The sequence below is a fragment of the Xenorhabdus hominickii genome (genome assembly GCF_002632725.1).
Lineage (GTDB): Bacteria > Pseudomonadota > Gammaproteobacteria > Enterobacterales > Enterobacteriaceae > Xenorhabdus > Xenorhabdus hominickii.
In genome coordinates, this window is the sequence record NZ_NJAI01000003.1 from 117,161 (window position 1) to 135,836 (window position 18,676).

13 protein-coding genes and 1 pseudogene are annotated in these 18,676 nt (G+C 47.3%); 6 read left to right on the top strand and 8 right to left on the bottom strand.

All coding sequences use genetic code 11. The features are described 5' to 3' along the window. Positions 1–7: 7 nt before the first annotated feature. The 8 genes from Xhom_RS45060 to tssI all read right to left on the bottom strand — a co-directional run bounded on the left by Xhom_RS45060 (position 8) and on the right by tssI (position 11,538). Positions 8–781 (bottom strand): hypothetical protein, encoded by a 774-nt coding sequence (locus Xhom_RS45060; RefSeq protein WP_069317009.1) that lies wholly within the window; start codon positions 779–781, stop codon positions 8–10. A gap of 167 nt (positions 782–948) precedes the next feature. Beyond that, positions 949–1,485, bottom strand: a complete 537-nt coding sequence (locus Xhom_RS45055) for a hypothetical protein (protein WP_069317008.1) — start codon at positions 1,483–1,485, stop codon at positions 949–951. 252 nt (positions 1,486–1,737) lie between these two features. After that, positions 1,738–2,337 (bottom strand): hypothetical protein, encoded by a 600-nt coding sequence (locus Xhom_RS45050; RefSeq protein ID WP_069317007.1) that lies wholly within the window; start codon positions 2,335–2,337, stop codon positions 1,738–1,740. Positions 2,338–2,481: 144 nt separating this feature from the next. Further along, on the bottom strand, positions 2,482–3,450 hold the full coding sequence (locus tag Xhom_RS45045; protein ID WP_069317006.1) for an IS30 family transposase: 969 nt from the start codon (positions 3,448–3,450) through the stop codon (positions 2,482–2,484). Positions 3,451–3,928: 478 nt separating this feature from the next. Then, positions 3,929–4,546 carry a hypothetical protein gene (locus Xhom_RS45040; RefSeq protein WP_069317005.1) on the bottom strand — a complete coding sequence of 206 codons (618 nt, stop codon included), beginning with the start codon at positions 4,544–4,546 and terminating at the stop codon, positions 3,929–3,931. Between the two features lie 15 nt (positions 4,547–4,561). Beyond that, positions 4,562–8,929 carry an RHS repeat-associated core domain-containing protein gene (locus Xhom_RS45035; RefSeq protein WP_084023151.1) on the bottom strand — a complete coding sequence of 1,456 codons (4,368 nt, stop codon included), beginning with the start codon at positions 8,927–8,929 and terminating at the stop codon, positions 4,562–4,564. Positions 8,930–8,941: 12 nt separating this feature from the next. Beyond that, positions 8,942–9,361 (bottom strand): DUF1795 domain-containing protein, encoded by a 420-nt coding sequence (locus Xhom_RS45030; protein ID WP_069317004.1) that lies wholly within the window; start codon positions 9,359–9,361, stop codon positions 8,942–8,944. Between the two features lie 104 nt (positions 9,362–9,465). Next, on the bottom strand, positions 9,466–11,538 hold the full coding sequence (gene tssI / locus Xhom_RS45025; protein ID WP_069318489.1) for a type VI secretion system tip protein TssI/VgrG: 2,073 nt from the start codon (positions 11,536–11,538) through the stop codon (positions 9,466–9,468). Positions 11,539–11,885: 347 nt separating this feature from the next. Here tssI and Xhom_RS45020 point away from each other — a divergent pair, with 347 nt between their 5' ends. From Xhom_RS45020 to Xhom_RS44995, 6 genes and pseudogenes are all read left to right on the top strand, one after another. Then, the gene (locus Xhom_RS45020) at positions 11,886–12,278 is read left to right on the top strand and encodes a TIGR03757 family integrating conjugative element protein (protein WP_069317003.1); all 393 of its coding nucleotides are present in this window, start codon (positions 11,886–11,888) and stop codon (positions 12,276–12,278) included. After that, a pseudogene (locus Xhom_RS45015) lies at positions 12,275–13,243 on the top strand (TIGR03756 family integrating conjugative element protein). Before Xhom_RS45020 ends, Xhom_RS45015 begins: the two are co-directional and overlap by 4 nt. 11 nt (positions 13,244–13,254) lie before the next feature. Further along, complete coding sequence (locus Xhom_RS45010) at positions 13,255–14,694, top strand: integrating conjugative element protein (RefSeq protein ID WP_069317002.1); 1,440 nt, start codon at positions 13,255–13,257, stop codon at positions 14,692–14,694. Between the two features lie 5 nt (positions 14,695–14,699). Further along, positions 14,700–15,038, top strand: coding sequence for a hypothetical protein (locus Xhom_RS45005; protein ID WP_198148708.1), 339 nt, complete (start codon positions 14,700–14,702; stop codon positions 15,036–15,038). Then, complete coding sequence (locus tag Xhom_RS45000) at positions 15,035–16,549, top strand: conjugal transfer protein TraG N-terminal domain-containing protein (RefSeq protein ID WP_069317001.1); 1,515 nt, start codon at positions 15,035–15,037, stop codon at positions 16,547–16,549. Before Xhom_RS45005 ends, Xhom_RS45000 begins: the two co-directional genes overlap by 4 nt. A gap of 216 nt (positions 16,550–16,765) precedes the next feature. After that, a complete protein-coding gene (locus Xhom_RS44995) occupies positions 16,766–17,953 on the top strand; it encodes a hypothetical protein (protein WP_069317000.1) in 1,188 nt (395 codons plus the stop codon). Positions 17,954–18,676 lie beyond the last annotated feature (723 nt).

An 18,676-nucleotide genomic window follows, 5' to 3' on the forward strand; every position in this document is an offset into this window, starting at 1 on the left:
TTTCATCCTAAAGATGGCTCATGTTCATAAACACATCACATAAACTCACATTTTTAGGCACAATGATACTGATATCATATTTTTTTGAGCTGAAAAGAAAGGAAAAAAGATCCCGGCCATTTTCCAGTTTTCTTGTCTTATCGAGTGAGTCAAAATAGCGGTGGATCTCTGAGATGACTTTTTTATGTATTTCACTTTTAACTAAATCATCTCTCTGATAGAGGCTTTCATCGTCTCCATCGTACAGTTCACGAAGATAACGAATATCGTCCTCTTCGTCTTTATCCATGGGAGACCTGATTAAGGCCATGATTTCATCCGTGCGATCTTTCTTGACACCAGTAAAAAAATCATGAATACATTGCTGTAACTGAGGTGTGCATTTTCCCTGTGGTTTCGGCCGTTTGACTTCTTCAAACGTAGATTGTTCCGCCGACATTTTTAGCATATCCGTCATGATATTTTTAAATTCGTCCGGACATTGGGTTTGCTTGACTTCTGCATAAACACAGCGGCCATAATAACCGGCATTGTAGGTGTAATTGTATTTTCTGATGGTCAGAACATAGGTTCCCGGCGGAGGTTCATACCCGCTGATTTCAGAGGATTCATAGGCAAATTTGAAGTAGATCCCGTTTTTTTTGTTATAACCGATTAGGTTTCCTGCCTCCGAAAAATCGGTGACAGTGCATCCATGATCGCAATAGAAGGGGATCTCACCATTAATGAAAAGAAACCATCCTTCCGGAAAAGTTATTGCGTTTTGCATTGGGTTTATCATGTATTGTCGTCCTTTTCATAATGTATGATTGTGGTTATAAAAATAGGTCATGAACTTATTATATGACAGCGGCCACCATAGAGCTAACATAATTTGAACATTTTCCGAGTAAGAAAAATGGAATATTGCAAGGATTTTTTGTCTTTTTCTTTTACATATTTTCTATATCAACTACTTTTTAATATTATAGGATTAAAAACAGCCATTTTTTTATCTTTAGACATTCCACATGGATAAAGACCTTCTTTATATATTTCGAATATCTTTTCTAAGATTGATTCCTTTTGTTCCCCCAGTATATATCTTTGGATAGACAGCATTTTTAGTTGGTAATAGATCTCATCTAAGACCTCAAAATAAAAGTCATCATAATCTGAATTCTCTTTCTTTACTTTTTTCTTTCTATAATAAATTGATATTTTGCTTTGGTGAGTAGAAAAAACTTCCTCTATATCATTTAAATATTCATCAGCATCATCATACTCATTACTTAATCTGAATTTTCCAATTGAATTATCAATAATATCTGACCATACAACATATCCATTAGGTAATATTTGCTCAAAAGCTAGAGTTAATGCTAATTCAAGATCACTAATTTCTAAATAAGATTCAAGCTGAGCACAGGGAGTTCCAAAAAGTAATTTTTCAGATAAAAGAAAATTCATTGGTTCAATCACAAATTCTTTTTTTACATCAATCATATGTCACCTATTTATCGCCTTTATATGTATTTCCAGAACTCTCCCTATATTATCCGTTATGCAGTATAGCAACCATTTTTTGCAATAATTTACTGAATAATTTTATTTTTCAACACCTTTTACCTTTGGTAATGGAGGTATTCTGCTGAATAGGAACTGATGGGGATTATAAATTAGGATGATGATTAAAAACCGGAAGAACAGCGGATCTTGCCGGTTTTTTTATGAAGTTATTATACGGAATTGAATTTATTATCCATAAAAATAGTCAAAGAAATTTACAAAATTGTCTGAACCTATTAATGGTTCAATTTCCTTGGTAATCATTTCAATAAACTCTGTTTTCAGTTCATCATCTTCATCACAAATTTCAAAAATGTCAAATTCACCATACACTATTTCAATTAGTTTTGATAGAGATAAGAAAAAATCGGCCAACGAATCAGATATTTTAAATGGTCTTCCAGAATCATAGTTAGCGTAAACAGGAGTATCTTGAGTATCTAATAAGGCAATGATTGGTTTTCCCCCACCAATATCATCCATGAATACCAAATTATTATCTGGCCAATTAGGATTTTTTGTTATCTTATCTGAGTTTTTTATCCAGCAATATCCATATTGAGCTTCCTCAATCTCATCAAAATTAAAAAGCTTGATTGGAGCAAATCCAGTTTCGATTTCTATATCTATAGGAAAAAAATTTTCAAATAAGAATGAAATTTCTTTAGATATTTTAATATAATCAGGCCATGTTTGATTGGTATCATAACTTTCTTCGAATTTACCCTGAAGAGTAAAATTTTTGTGAATATTAACTAGTTCACTTAACGCTTTTTCTAATTTTTTCATGTTAATCTCTTGGAGTAATTAAATTTATTTAGCTTTACATTTTTTCAGCTGTAATTGCCTTATTGTTTCTTCCCTGTCAATTAGGCGACCTTTTCCTGGATATATTCATATCATTCTTGCATTCACATAATAAGTGCAACACCGTTATAAACGAAGTAAATGAGTTGATATTCCTTTAAATAATTCATTCGGTGTTTTGTAATTCCTCGTTTTACGAGGACGATTATTTAATCGGTTTGCCACAAGATTCACCTCTCGCTCTGATACCTGATTAAAATCAGTTCCCTTTGGGAAGTAATCTCTGATTAATCCATTTGTGTTCTCATTTATTCCTCTTTCCCAAGGGGAATACGGGTGAGCAAAATAAATTTTTGCCTCTAAATTTTTACTGATAAGAGCATGTTCAGCAAACTCCAGTCCGTTATCAAAGGTAATTGTTTTAACTTTGTTTTTTATCCCAGATAAGTGTCTTGTTGCCGCTTTTGCAACGCCTTTTGCTGTTTTATCTTCCAGTTTAATGATGAGAGTAAATAGCGATTTTCGTTCAACTAAGGTCAATAATGCACTTTTATGATCTTTGCCAACAATAGTATCGCCTTCCCAATCACCAATACGCTGCTTTTTATCAACACATTTTGGACGTTTTTCAATACTGACTCGGTTTTTGATTTTTCCTCGGTGTTCATCACTTCCGTAGCGTTTACGATATGGTTTTTTAGCTATCCTGAGATTCTGGCATAAGTCACCACCATTCACTTTATCTTTATAAATCAATCTATAAACTGTTTCATGATGCAAAGAGATGATATTTTCCCTTTTGAGATAACCAACGGTTTGTTTAGGACTCAAATCTTGCCAAGTTAACTGTTTAATCAATTTGACGATCTCAGGTGTCACTTTTACGGCTTTTATCGCGGCATGACGGCGCTCTGAGGCTTTAAGTTGAGCCTGTTTAGGGCAGTATTTCTCGTCTTCCTGGTTTCGTCTCAATTCCCGGCTAATTGTTGATGGATTTCTATTAAGAGACGTTGCGATAAAGCGTTGTGTAAAACCGGCTTCTTTTAAACTAAAAATCTGGTATCTTTCTATTTCGGTCAGTTGTGTATAGGCCATAGTGCATTTTCCTTTGGCGAGAAAGATGCCTACTATAGCAACTGACCGCCTTTCTTAAAAATTGCACTTATTAGGCGAATCCAAGATTGATTAATAAATAAATAAATAAATAAATAAATTATTGTCTACGTCATCAGGGTTTTTACCATTTAGTGGGAATACAATATTTCTAGGGTCTCCTTTCCAAGCCCCTCCTAAGGCTCCATTGCCATTTCGGAAAGGTTATTTCATTTTAGATTGGATTATCATGTATTGTTGTCTTTTTCAAAACTTATGATCGTGGTTAGGACTCATAATATAATTCACTTGTTATATGAATACAGCCTTGAGGGTTACAAAGTAATATGATGATGAAAAAGCCGGAAAATAATGTGGTTCTTTCCGGCTTTTTTCAAAATCTATGACTATATTTGATATGTGACTTAGCCTAAGTAGAGTTTTTCTAGCTATATCATGCTCACATATCTAGCTACTTTCATTACCGTTTATTTATAGAGTATATATATACTTTTTCACCTTTGTTTTTAAAATATATGCCTTCTAAGTTTTTAGTATCATCATATTCTAAATAAATAGAGTTGCATGCGTTTATATTATAATGTGTCATGGATATTATTTCAGAAATAACATCATCATTATAAATATAATGATAACCAAAAAAATCGCCATCATCATCTACTCGATAGCATTCTTGATTCTTTCCCTGATCATCCAAAATTAATTTTGTCAGAGACCTAAAATCTCCTCGAAAATCTTTCAGTATACTGAACACTTCATTATTGGTTCTGATAATATATTCAATATCTTCAATCTCTGAACGCGTATTATATCTGATAATTTTATCTATATTACCATTACCAATGTAACAGTAAGCATTTTTTTTGTTTTTAGGCTCTCTTTTTAGCATGCTATCAGAACTATAGCCTGTCAGCTCACTATAAAAGGGAATGACACCATAAGCTCTGGATTTAGACCAAGATAAAACTGTATCACCAAAGCTACCATTGTTTATTTTTTCATCTAACTCTGCCGTTGAAAGTAACTCTTCCTTTAACTTAGTAAGATGGTTATTCATTGTCTTGATCAATGTTTCCATATTCTGTCCTGTATATTAAGGCGTTGGCCATTTTCCACTAGCCAACTGAAAAACTTTACCGTTAGCCAATTCATCTTTTAGAACTTTAAGAGCAGCAAAAAATTCTTTATCTGTTTTACTGTTTATTAGGCTATCATAAACATGTTGTTTATAAGAATTGCCATGCACCCCATTACCTTTATGTGCTGTTGTTTTTGCACTAGGAACCCTGTCCTTACCCGTATTTGGTAACCAAATACCATTTCTTTTATCATTAATATTAATATCTAAAGAGTCCATCAGGTCCCGAAGTTCTTGCATTCTCTTATCTTTAGCATTAGACATAACAATATGATGTGCATCATGTTGACCTCCCAAGTTAGGTTTAGCACCTAAATTTTCTGCTAATATTTTGGCGTCTGAACATGTGGAAAGACCAAGCGGATCAATCCATCCTGTGGGATTATGAACATAACTATAGGGGTTCTCACCTCCTGTCAGCCCAATCGGATCCGGCGTCAGATACTGCCCCGCAACAGGCGAATAATACCTGAACCGATTGTAGACCAGCCCGCTCTCTTCATCCAGCCACTGGCCGGCGAACTGTTGACCCGGATTGTACTGTGCATTTTCACCTGCGACTTTCAGTCGTATCCCGTATAGGCTTTGAGGTGGCTGACGCCAGACACGGTGACCTTGCGGATTAAACAGTGCCAGCGGTTCTCTTGTTGGAGCACACACGGCATATTGCGTTTGCACTTCCTCCGCCAGCAATTCACTGCGGTTGTCTGGGTCGGGGGTGAAGAACTGGATTTGTTGCGCCAGCAGCTGCCAACCGTCAAATACCAGATGCCGGATACTGTACAACCGGTGGTGCCGGTATTCACGGATTTCCACCGGTACATCCCCGTCCCACAGATAGGTGGTGCGCATGCCGGTCGGTTCACAGACTTTCTCCGTGCGCCGTCCAAAGGCATCATAGCGGTAGTTCCACTGCTGGCCGCCCGGGGTCTGTACCCCGATAAGCTGATTTTGACTGTTCCAGCGGAACTTGGTGAGCTGAGCGCGGTGACCTGCCTGCCAGAGCTGCATAGCGGTCATGCGACCAGCATCATCATACTCAAATAAATGCTGACCGAGCTGGCGTAACCGGTGGCCTTTCTGGTAAAGACGTTCCCCGTCAATGTCGTGCAAACCGTCAAAACGACGTGCTGGGTAACCGGAGGCATCATATTGATAATGTTCCTGCAAGCGGTTCCAGTCGCTGACCGAAGTCACTTGACCGTTGCCGTTGACTACATAACGCAGCCACTGCCGTTCATCGTTTGCGGCCACCAGATTGAGTGCCGCATCGTAGCGATATTCCCGATCCAGTCCAGCCAGTGTCGGTTGGGGAATATCCGCCACTTCATGGGCTTCAAAAAACTCGGTATTGCGTCCGGCACGCTGAGCGGTCAGTTGCCCCATCAATGAGTGTTCCTGCCGCAGAATAAAACCTTTATCTGATTGGCGATGCCATTCATGGCCGTCGTCGTCTCGTTCAAGTCTGAGTGTATGTTCACCGCTGAAACTGATTTTCCGCAGTTCGCCGACTTTATTGGCTTCGGTTTTTGCCTGCCAGACCTGATTATTTGTTGTGATAAGTGTTCTTTCGACGGTGATGCTGTCCGGGTAATTACGCTGGATGTCGCCATGTGCCTGTGTTTCTTTCACGATGCGATCTTTATCATCGTATTCGAACGTCAGTGGTGTATTATCGGGAGTAATGACTTCCAGTAAACGTCCCAGAATATCGTAACTGTAGGTGGTCATGCCTTCGGGAGTGTGCATCGCGGTCATCTGCCCGCTGGCATCATAGTCATAGCGGGTGATGTTATTCAGCGCATCCCGTTTTTCCGTGCAGTTGCCATTGCCGTCATAGGCATAATGCCACTGCGTACCGGCGTAATCAGTCTCCGTGGTCACCTGCCCGTCGGCATCCAGCTGATAACAATAGCTTTCTCCTTGCGGGTTAATCACTTCCCGTAATTGCAGGCTGTCTAAATCGTAACGATACTGCCAGCGATGACCTTCTCCATCGAGCCGACTAACCGGCAGGTCAAACGGCCCGTATTCAATCTGCCATTCCACGCCCCGGGCATCTGTCCACCGGGTCAGGTTGCCGTGGCGGTCATGTCGGAAGCGCTCAAGACTGTTGTTAGGGCGGTCACTTAAAGCAACACGGTGATGGCGGTCATATTGCCACAACCATAAGGCTCCGCCGCCTGATGATAGTCGCTGTAACCGGTCATGGCTGTCGTATCCCAACCGTAGGCTGCGGTTTTCTTCGTCAAACAGCCGGGTCAGCCGCTGATGGTCATCGTATTCCCAGCTTCGTTGATTACCTTCTTCATCTTCGGCCTTCGTCACCAGCCCGAACGCATTGCGGGTCAGGGTGGTTTTGCTGCCGTCCGGGGCAATAAAACATTCAGCCTGGCCCTTATCATCGTATTGCTGCCACCAGACTCTCCTAAGCGGGTCAGTCATGCTGGTCAACCGGTCAGCCTCATCGTAGTGATACTGCCACACCGCACCGCCGGTATCGGTAAATGCGGTAACCAGTCCGGTATCCGCCAGATAGTCCAGTTGCAGAACCTGTCCTTCCGGCAGGATCTGCCGTTGCAGATTGCCCCAGTCATCATACTCATACCGGGTAACGTGACCGCACGGGGTTTCGACCTGCGTGACCTGCTGTCCGGCGTTATAATGCCAGGTAGTGGTATGCCCTTGTGGCGTGGTGGAACGGGTAATACCGGCTTCATAGTCCAGCCGGACGGGGTAATAGCCTCCGCTACCGACACTTTCAATGCAGCGTCCCTGGGCATCATACACATAATCCACGGCTGTCTGGTCGCCATCCGACCAGCGGCTAATCAGCCCCTGTGCATTGTATTCATAGAACAGGTGAAATTGCTGGGTACTGTCCGCTTCCGCCAGCCAGCCATTGTCGTGGTAGTCATAGCGCACCAACACGTCACTGAGACCATTGTCTATGCGGCGAATGTCGGCCAGCAGACCATCATCACGGTAGAGTAATATCAGCTCCGGACCGTCGCTGTGAGTGACTTTTTCCAGTTGATGGGGATCGTTATAGTGAAAACGCACGGTATTGCCATTGCGATCACGGTGTTCAGTGAGTAACCAGCGTTGTACCGTATTTTCTTCTGTGAGTGCTAACCGGGTGAAGTATCTGCGAACCGGATGATTGCGCTCGCTCAGAACGAAACCCTGTTTTTGCCGGCTCAGGGTAAACTCCGGGTGCTCCGGGTTGATACTGTGGTCAACGCTGTGGGGCAGGGCGAAATGCAGGGAGGCCCCTTCCAGTGTCAGGATTTCCACCCGGTCGCCGGTCACGATAATGGCCTCGGAGAAGTTGTCCAGCCAGTTTTCGCCAAGCAGGCCCCGCCTTCCCGGTGACCAACTGCGGGTAAAGGTCAGGGGTATTGTCTGGCCCAGTTCAAATTCGGTGCGCTGGTCAAACAGGCTGCCGGTGGTCACGTCTATCGGGTCACCTGTGAAGAATTTTTTGGTGGCCTGAGTGAAACGTTTCATCCCTTTATTGGCTTTAAACGCGGCCTTGGCACAAATCAGCCTGCCCTTCAGGGCACGACCGGCTTTTTTGGCCCCCAGCTTTGCGCCAGCCAGCACTGCTTGCCGACCGGTTTTGGTCAGCAGCTTACCCACGCCTTTGAGCAGCCCGCGGGTCGGCGGCACCAGAAATTCCACCGCCACCAGTAATGCCCGCTGCCAGCCGGAGAACTCTTCTTCAACCTTGAGGTAAGTCCCCTGACCGGAGCCGATAAAGACTTTGCCCGCGCCCCCTTTGATGGCAGCCCCACAGACCAGCTTGTCGCCGACTCGCGCCGCAGGCTGACCATTGATAAACACGGATTCACTGCCCTGCGCTATCAGGGGCGGCGGTGCCGGGTGTTTGCTACATTTAGCCATATCTACTGTAGCCCGTGCCGCGGGTTTGCCTTCAATGAGGACGTTACCGGAGCCGCTGTCCAGCACGCCGTCCGGTGAGCCGAAGCTGTCGATAAAGTCCGTGACGGCCGAGCTGGCTGCCGCAATGGCATCGCTGGCCAGATAGGTTAATCCGCTGCCGGCGGCCGCCACAATCAGCGTCGCCCCTAGCCCGCCGGTGCCGGCAACCAGTAATCCCACGGCCCCGAAAATCGCGGCACCAATCAGGGCACCGGCCACCGCCCCCATCAGAGCACCAAAGAAACTCTTATGCTGGATGGGGTCGCCCTGGCGTGCGGCTGCCGGCCCTCTGGCCCCACCACCAGGTGGCAGGGGCGGCCGGGCATGGGTAGCCCCGACCCGGGCAATCCGGGTAATAATTTCATCACCTAATCCCATATCAGCCTCTCCTTATGCCGCCTGAAAACTGCTCACCACGGCCAGTAAGGCTGCCCGCTGCCCGGTATTAAAGGGTTGTGGTGAGGTCAGGTTAAATGCCAGTAACTGGCTGCCCCGGATTTGAAGCACCACTGTCTGGTGCATTTCCCCCTCCGGGCTTTGCCATTGGTAATCCAGCCGCCACGCCGTGTCACCGCTGAGTTCCATTTGCAGTCGCTGATGCTCCTGATACCCCGGCAGGTGGGTGACAAACTGGGCCAGTGTCTGTTCATAATACGCATCGCTGTCCGTGCCTGCCGGCACCGGGGTGCGGTTAATCACCAGATTGACACCGCTGTCATCCGGCAGCACAAACACGTGCATCGATTCATCACGCCAGCCGGTAGGCAGGGTCAGGATACCTTCGTTCATCTGGTAGGGTTGTTTGCTCATGATTTTCCTTTTCACTCTTTTTACGTCATTGATATTCAGCGATATTCAGCCCGCCGTAAAAATACGGCTGAGCAGGTGTCAGTCTGTAGTTGGCCTGCCCGGACTCAGTTCAGGGTGATAACCTCTTGTCCGTTCACAATGACGGTCTTACCGGTAATATGGATATTGCCGTCGGCATCAATCGCGATACTCCCTTTGGTGTTGCCGAGGGTGATACCGCTTTCGGTAGACTGAATAGTAATTTGTCCTTTGACGCTGAGGACGCTGGTTTTTTCTACGGTGACCTGCCGTGTCCCGATGCTGCTTACTTCCATACCGACCACTTCTTTATGCCGGTCAGCCCGTACGCTGATAGCCTGATTGTGGCCGACACTTTCGGTATGGTCGTGCATTACGCGGGTACTGCGGTCATTCAGGACGGTGGTATCCATGTCTTTCTGCGCGTGCAGTGACAGTTTCTCACTGCCTTTGGCATCCTCGAACAGCAGTTCGTTATAGCCCTCACCTTTATGGGTCTTGGAACGAAAGGCCATCTGGGTTTTGCTGCCCGGCAGCCCGCCCGGCGGGATATTGCTCGCGTGGTAGGTGCGGCCGGTAACGATGGGCTGATCCGGGTCGCCATGCAGAAAATCCACCACGACTTCCTGCCCGATACGCGGGATAGCGAGCATCCCCCAGCCCTGACCGGCCCACGGCTGGGTGACCCGTATCCAGCAGGAACTCTGGTCGTCACTCTTGCCGTAGCGGTCCCACGGAAACTGGAGATGGATACGCCCGTACTGGTCACAGAAGATTTCTTCCCCGGCCGGGCCGACGACTTTGGCAATCTGTGGGCCGTCGATGACCGGTTTCGGTAACGGTGCCGGACGCCAGTGCTGGTTATGGCGGATAAAGTGGAACTGGCTGTTCAGAGTAGTCCCTGTACCACTGTGAGCAGTTTCGAGTGCCTGAGGCTGGCTGCCGGCATGACTGGCGCCCACCACCTGCCAGGACTGGTTCAGGTCTTCACGCGGGTGGTTGTACAGGGTGAATAACCGCCCCGGTTGGATCGCAATTGCATGACCACGGCCTTGTCCTGTCACGGCATTGTTGCGCAGTGCTTCCAGACGGTAGCGGGTAAAATCCTTACCGTGTGCCTCATCCTTAAAACGGCCCGGATAGTCGTAATGTTCGTAATACAATTGCTGGAGCGTGTCTTCCTTCATCTGCTGGCTGAATTCGGCCGGCCATGCGGGATTCTTGAAGGTGTAGTCTTTGAGTTGTACCTGTGCCGGGCGGACCTGTGCCCGGTGTGTCAGGTGGCTCACTGCCGGCTCTCCCAGCGTACTGGTGTCACCCGGCTGGTAAGGCAGCACAATGCCCGGTGGCACAGAGCCGGCATCATCGGCGAACACCAGCGTATTACGCCCGTTACCGCATTCAAAAAAGTAGAAAATACCTTCTTCTGCGGTCAGCCGTTGCAGGAAGGCAAAATCACTTTCCTGATATTGCACACAGAATTCCCGCTCCGGGTGGGTATGGCGCAGGCTGAAGACGACATCACGGATACCGTGCTCTTTCAGAATCGTAGTGATAATGGCCGCAATGTTCAGTTGCTGGAAAATACGCGAATTCTGACGCAGCGTGGTGCGCCACAGGTCCGGGCGAATACTCATCTGGTAGGTGGTCTGGTGCAATCCGGTATTACCCTGCTCAAAGCTGGCAACGATACCGGTGATACTCCGGCTTTCAACCCCATCCTGTGTGATAGTCAGGGTAGCAGAGCGGTCGAGTACCGCAGGAAAGTCGATGGCCGGGTCAGCACTCGCCAGCCCGACTTCCAGCTGGAACGGCTGGGAAAAATGTTCGTTCAGGGTAAAATCCGTGACGACAAAGGTCTCCGGTGCCAGACCGCCAGCCGTCAGGGTAAATTGCAGGCCGCTGGGGGAGTCGCCACCATTCAGCAACTGGCTGGCTTTTTGCAGGGCTTTGGTGGCGGCATTGTGTCCGACTGCCGCCTGCTGTGCCAGACCCTGACCACCGCCGGGCGGACCGGCAAAACCGCCGGATGTCGTCAGACCCCCTTTCTTCATCAGGCCGGCGGCACCGCTACCCCCCAGCAGGCCTGCCGTCTGTTTACCTTTTTCCAGCAGGGATTGTCCCTGCTGCAACTTTGTCAGGTGTTTTTTCATTGACATGGTGTCATTTTCCTTATTGTCATGGGCTTTTTGTTGTTCTCCTTCCGGTTTTCGCTGACTTATGCCTCCCGATATCCGGACAGAAAAGGGACAGGCAAAGCCCATTCGGTATGCCTACCTTTTTTGCTCATTATGAGAATGGGCTGACTGTTTTATCGGCATATTTTTCATTAAGTTCATAACAAATTTTGTCATCCGGTTAATCCGGGCTGTTATTACATTGGTTTGTCGGAAATGCATCAGCGAATCGGGGCGTTAATTTTCATTTTCGGAAAATCAGTTATGGGCTGACTTTTACCGTGGCTTGCTTCACGCTGGTCTGAGGGTTTGCAACCGAGGCGGAGAGGATGAAAAAGCTGTATTTAGTGTTTTTGCTGGGATGGAGTGGGGCAGGGAGTGCGGGGACAGTGGTGTATACTGACCGTCAGCACCCGCCGGTGAATCTGATGCCGGACAGTCACATCGTCTGGTTGGATGAAGCTGAACAACAGCAAAAGCAACTCTTTGCCCAACTTTCCGCCAATCCGCAGCAAGCCGCTATTCAGGCACAGGTGATACTGCAATCCTCCCAATGGCGTCAGCAGGAGCAACAACTGATCAAGGCTTACCGTGCTGTGGTGCAGGCATGGCAATCAGGCGTAAAAAAGTATCCGGCCGTGGTCTTTGATGATAGGGAGGTGGTGTATGGCACCGCGGATGTGGCAAAAGCCCGCGCACTCAGGGAGCAATATCAACCATGAGTCTTCAACGTGTGACGTTTCCTGCACTCATCACCCTGATAGCAGCATTTTCTCCGGTGACGCAGGCTTCCATCAATACGGCTCAGATTGTTGCCGGCAGTCTTTCACCCTCCTGCATTCAGTGGCGGGTCAGCGGCATCTGTTACTGGCTGCTCTGTGGCCTGCACGGTTGTACCGTGAAAACCTCGGTGAAGGTGACCCATTACCTCCCCGAAGTGGTGGTGTCCACGTATCAGGCCTCTGGTGGCAACCCATGGACAGAAATGGCACAGGTCAGTCAACTCGCCGGTGGCGTGGAAAATACCGTGACCGGGGCGTTCTCTCATCTGAACGCCGGCGGGGGTAATCATAATGTCCAGATTGCCGGGCAACGGCGTACCAGTCTGCGTTTCAAATATGCCGATGCCATCGGGCATCCGGCAACTAACCTGATAGGCGGGCAAATCCCCGGTTATTCGTGTCGCAGTGCGGCCACCCCGCTGATGCCTTATTTTTTCAGCACACTGGATAGCGTGGCATGGCGCTCGGGTCTGCCGGAATCGTTCTACCCGGAAGCCCTGATGCCCGGTCAGCGGGAACTGGGCAGTCAGATGGCTGGCACTATGTGGGGCAATATTTATCCGCGCTCAGGGTTTATTAATCAGACCGATGATGACAAGGCCTCGGCTGTGGTGGCGCAACGGGTAGCGGATATCATTAGTCGTGTCGGGCAACCCCATGTTTATCAGCCCCTGAAAGGCACCCGTACCGCGGGTTACTGGCCACCTGAATCGGTCACCGAAAACACCGGCATCAAAAATCATCAATGGTAGCGGTTATCACCGACGTTAAGTCAGTCCTGTGCCGTGTTTCCTGATGGTGAACACACGGCGGCAATCGATGGTAATCAGGCGTATGCCCTGTGGCAGCCTTACAGTTGTTGCCAGCGGCGTGGACAGCGTTTTCTCAGCAGTACGGATATCTGAACAAGGGATGAATGATAATGAAAAAAAACGCGTTATGGCTGATAGTCGGTGGACTGGTCATCACTTCGGAACAGGCCAATGCCACCGGGCTGTCCCTGACCTTACCGCAGGTGAACCGCAGTGCACTGGGCTATGGGGCAGACGCCAGCGGTGCGGTGTCTGATACGTTGTTCTATACCTTAGGGGGAGGTTCGGTGATTTCTGAACCGGCCAGTCGCAGTGGTTCCACCACTCTCGGTGGATTAGAGCTGGGCTGGCGCTCGGATTTGATGTGCGGCAATTTTAACCTGAAAGCCACGGTCAGCAACCAGTTGAACGGGATTACGGCCGGGTTCAAGAACCTGATGAGTGATGTCATTCAGGGCGCCACCGGAGCCGTGGCCAGCCTGCCGGCGATGATTATCCAACGCGCCAATCCGGGACTGTATGACATGCTGACCAACGGGGTCTTGCAGGCCAATGTGGCGTTCGACAAAGCCCAGTTCAACTGTCAGGCGATGGCCAATAAGATGATGGATTTTGCGCAGAATAATAAATGGACGCAGTCAGCGGCTTTGCAGGAATATAAAAGCCTGGTTAACAGCGGGGATGGCGATGCGGTGCGTGTCAATAACGCCGGCAGCAAAGCAACCGGTGCCGGCGGGCATCCGTGGATTGGCGGCCAGCGACAGGGCGGTAAGGGGCAGAGTGCCATTCGCCCGACCCGGGATTTAGTCAGTGCCGGCTTTAATATGATGAATCAGTTGCCGGTGCTGAGCCAGTCATCGGTCAGTAGCCTTAAGTGTGAAGGCAGTGTCTGCCGTAAATTCAGCAATGCCCATGAAGCGGCCGAAGCGGTGGTCAGTGTGCTGGGCGACCGGGTCATCCGTACCTGTGCTCAGGCGGCAGACTGCACTAGTGGCGGCGAGAAACACCAGCCGGGCACCACCGTGGCGGGTACGGGATTTGCCCCGATGCTGGAAGCACACACCAAAACCAATACGGAACAGCTGGTGAAACTGGTCAGCGGCGCGGAAAAACCGACGATGGTCAATCTGGCGAAACTGAAAACCGGCAGTCTGACGGTAACCAAAGGTGTCATTCAGTCGTTGCAGCGAGACCAGGACCGGGCTGCCCTGACGGGACGTTTAGCGGGAGAGCTGGCGATGGCGGAAACCGTAGAAACGGCGTTACTGATGCGGCGGATGCTTATCACCGGCATGTCCGAACCCAATGCGGCGGCACAGTCAGAAGCGCTGGCAGAAGGGGAACGCCGGATTGCCGCGCTGGACCGGGAAATCAATGCGCTGAAGAATGAAATGCAGCTGAAACAGGCCCTGTCCCGTAATGCCATCCTGACCATCATTGAGCGGGATACCCAGCGCATCAACATGCATCCGCAAAAACAGGTACCGGATAGCACGGATGCGCGTTTTTATCAACTGGAAGCACCCAATCGTGAGCGCAGGTAAGGCGAATGATAGCAGAGAAGCATTCAGTATTCAGAAAAGGTGCGGTGTTATTACTGGCTATCGCTGTGGTGATGGTCATTACTGTAGCGGCAGGCTGGGTCGGGCTGCATCAGGCAGAAAAACTTCACCGCATTCACGACTGGGTGACCGAAACCGGGGGAGTCTGGTTAGTCTGGCGGTTAGGCCTGTATGCGGTACTGAGCTGGGGAGGTCAGAAAACCTGGCAAAGGCTAAAACATCTGCCGGAATACCGCGCAATGTTGATACGAATGATGGTGGCCAGCCTGCTGTTTATCCTGCTGGGTGAGTATGCCCTGTCAGGCACTATTGAGGAGATACGATGACAGCCAACAGCTATCTGGAATATTTTCTGACACTACTCGGCTGGGTCATCAACAATGGCCTGTGGCACATCCTGATTGCGACCGGACTGTTTACGCTGCCGTTAGTGGTAAAAGTGATTTCGGTCTGGCTGAAAGTCAGAGAGTGTGGCGAAGAAGACGGTCAGGCCGGGTTACAGTCGTTGGCCCGGATTGAAAACACCCTGTACGGCGCGTTCTTCGTGATGGTGGTCTGTTGTGTGCCGCTGGTCAATGTCAGCCTGACCACCCTTCAGTACGATACTTCCCGTGCCAAAAGCTGTGGCACCTGGACACCGACAGCGCCGGATAACGGTGGGTATGCACCAATAATATCCAGCCTGAATAACCAGACAGCGGCTGTGCCGCTCTGGTGGGCGGTGGTGCACCGATTATCCAAGGGACTGACACAGGCGGCGGTGGCGTCCATTCCCTGTCGGCCGGATCTGCGGCAACTACGCTTTGACGTGCAGCACACCCGCATCAGCAACCCGGCACTGGCGGCGGAATTGCAGGATTTTACCCACGATTGCTATGCCTTAGCCCTGTATCAGTGGAAACAACGCGATCAGGAGCACATCACTGACCCTATTATCCTGAATGATATCGGCTGGTTGGGCAGCCACACGTTTTTAGCCGGGGATTACCGGATGCTGCAATCTCGCCTCCCCCGGGCGGATTTTCCGTGGCAGGAGAGTCGGGATAACGGGCGGCCGTATACCGGGCAGGGCGGATACCCGACGTGTCAGGCTTGGTGGTCAACGGCCCAGATTGGTCTGAAAGACCGGGTACTGGCGCAGGCCGATCCGGGGTTGTGGCTGCGTCTGTCAGCGACACTGAAAATACTGGGGAAAAACACGCAGGCTTATCAGGAAGCGGTGATCCGCCGTCTGGTCAGCCCGGTAAACCTGAGCGTTTCACAGGACGGGTATGTGTATGCCGGGTATGGTGGTAGTGCCGATCCCACCTTGTTGGATGGCGCTAATCGAATCGGCACTTCCGCAGGGGCTTTATTGGGTGGATTACTCAGTATGCCGATGTTCGATGCGGTACGACAGGCGCTGCCGATGATGCAGGCGGTAATTTTGATGGCGTTGTATATCTTAATCCCGTTGATCCTGCTGTTTGCGGCCTATGAATTTAAGACCATCTTCACGCTGACATTTGTGATTTTCGCATTGAATTTTTTGACCTTCTGGTGGGAACTGGCGCGCTGGCTGGACAGCCATTTACTGGAAGCCCTGTACGGCTCAGACACCCACAGCCTGTTTAATCTGGCGGGTATTCAGAATACCTCGGACGATTTAATCATGGGGCTGGTGATGGGGACGCTGTTTATCGTCCTGCCGATGGTCTGGCTGGGCGCATTAGCGTGGGCCGGCGTGCGGATGGGGGATATGGCAGGGATGATGAGCCAGGGCGTGGGGCAGGTCAGGCAATCTGCGGGTATGTTTGGACAGTTGGTGCTGCAAAAGATGATATCCAAAGGAAAATAAAATTGTGAGGCCGTTTTTTCTGTATCTGGAGCAGGAATATTTTTTCGAGAATATTTACATTTCACTGGGGCTATCATGTCTTTTATAAAATCATCTTGTTTGGAATGAATAACAATATCAACTCATATTATTGTGTTTTATGTTATATTAATCTAATAAATTTACTTATTACTTTTAACGCATTGTGAGTCGTTTCACACTATTGGATTTTAAATTATGGAATGTAATAAACTTCTAAAAAAAATTGGCATCTCAGTTTTACCAATGTCATCAATTTCCTCTATCATATCAATAGTTATTATTTGGTTTTTCCTTAATAGGATGGGACGTTTGGATATATTTAACGAATCTGTCAGTTTCAAAAATATGTTTAATATTCTTGTGTTTTCTTTTATTATTAACATGGCGTTTTTTTTGATTATTTTCTTCATGGGGTCTTGGCTATTATCTCTTTTCATACCGGCAGAAAATAAACACTTTATTTATTATGATAATATAAAAAATAATCTCATAACGATACTTATGGTAAGTGGGTTTTTCACTCCAATAATTATTGCATTGAGTGTATTTATCTTTGATGATCCTAGTAGTGTTTTTCACATAATTATTCTTTCTTCATTTTTTATTTTGGTAGTTAGTATATCAATTGTGTCTTACCTTATGAATAAAGAAATATTAAATCAAGAGTTAAGAATCAAATCAAACACCATAAAAAATAAATATAAATTTAGAATTTATTTATTGATTCCTTTTTTTATTTCTGTTTTATCTTATAGTCAAATTATTCCTATATCATTGTTTTCTGATTCAATGAAATTTCCTGATTTAATGGGAGATACTTATCAAGTTATTGGGTTTGTGGCTATTTCTTATGCTTTTTATATAGTTACTATGTTTCCTGGGGTTGTTTTTATACGAATGAATAATGGTGAAAAATTAGTCAAGAAAGTTACTGTTCCGATCGCGCTGGCATTTGCCATAATGTTAGTGATGTCATACTTTATTACTGTTATCCCGGTTATGTTTGTTCACTCTGTAATGAAACTTTCAGGGATCAGTGATTTTACACCTCATACTTATTTGGTAGATGAAAAAGAATATCCTCAGAACCTTTTTGATAAAGGTGTATGGATAAGTTGGAAAGTTGAGGATACAGGGAAAATTGCTATCAGAGCGGTTTCTATATTTTCATTTGGTGAGTTTCAGCTTATGTGTCCTTCAGAAATTACTAAAGCATATAAAGAGAGTTGGAAATTTATTCCGGGCAATACTGATTATGATAATAAGGTTAGGAAAGCGCTTCAGGAAGACGCTGAATGGTGTATTGCCTTCAATAAAGAAGATATAAAAAGATGGAACGTACCTATTAGTTATCAGGAAATTAATTCAGCAACAGATAGATAATTTTGATAGTGAAAAAATGGAACATTATTCGACACTACAATAGCTCTTATTTCCATGGTCTGGCTTATGTGTGCAATAGTTTTTTCATTTGAAGACTAACATCATGAGCCTTAGTCGATTTGTTCAGAAGAAAATTCGTGAGATGAGTATGATAGAGCAAAAATTTGCTCGTTTCATGTATAACTGTTAGCATCTCCATTAGTAATTATCAAAGTGCCCATCACCTCCAAGGGGCAAAAAAATTCCCGTAGCCTGAAAGGGAGTGCAAGCATTGCGGTACATCTGTGCACTTTTGGGAGCAGATATCCCCGGACACCTAACCCATCGTCTGAGGATGAAAGTTTCCCGGTGTTATTCACCGGCTATTCACACAACAGAGCAAAACAGGCCCTGTCTTACGCTGAATGAGACCATTCTCATCAGTACAACATTTATCTGTATTTTCAGTTCATCACGGTAAACGTCCCGAATATTGTGCGGCGTCACTTGTGTTGAAGCGCAGCGATTACCAAGTGACGCCGCAAAGCGGCAAACGTCCATAGCCCATCCGGTCTGGCTTTACGACCGATTTGAATCCCGCATTACTCAGTGAAACCACGTAAAACAGACTATTAACCACCCTGTTGTCTGATGGATAAACGATTGTCCTATCGGATTTTCAACCCACTGCCTGATTGCAGGCTGATGCAGTAAAAATTAAGGAGAAATGAATCACGTCAAGAT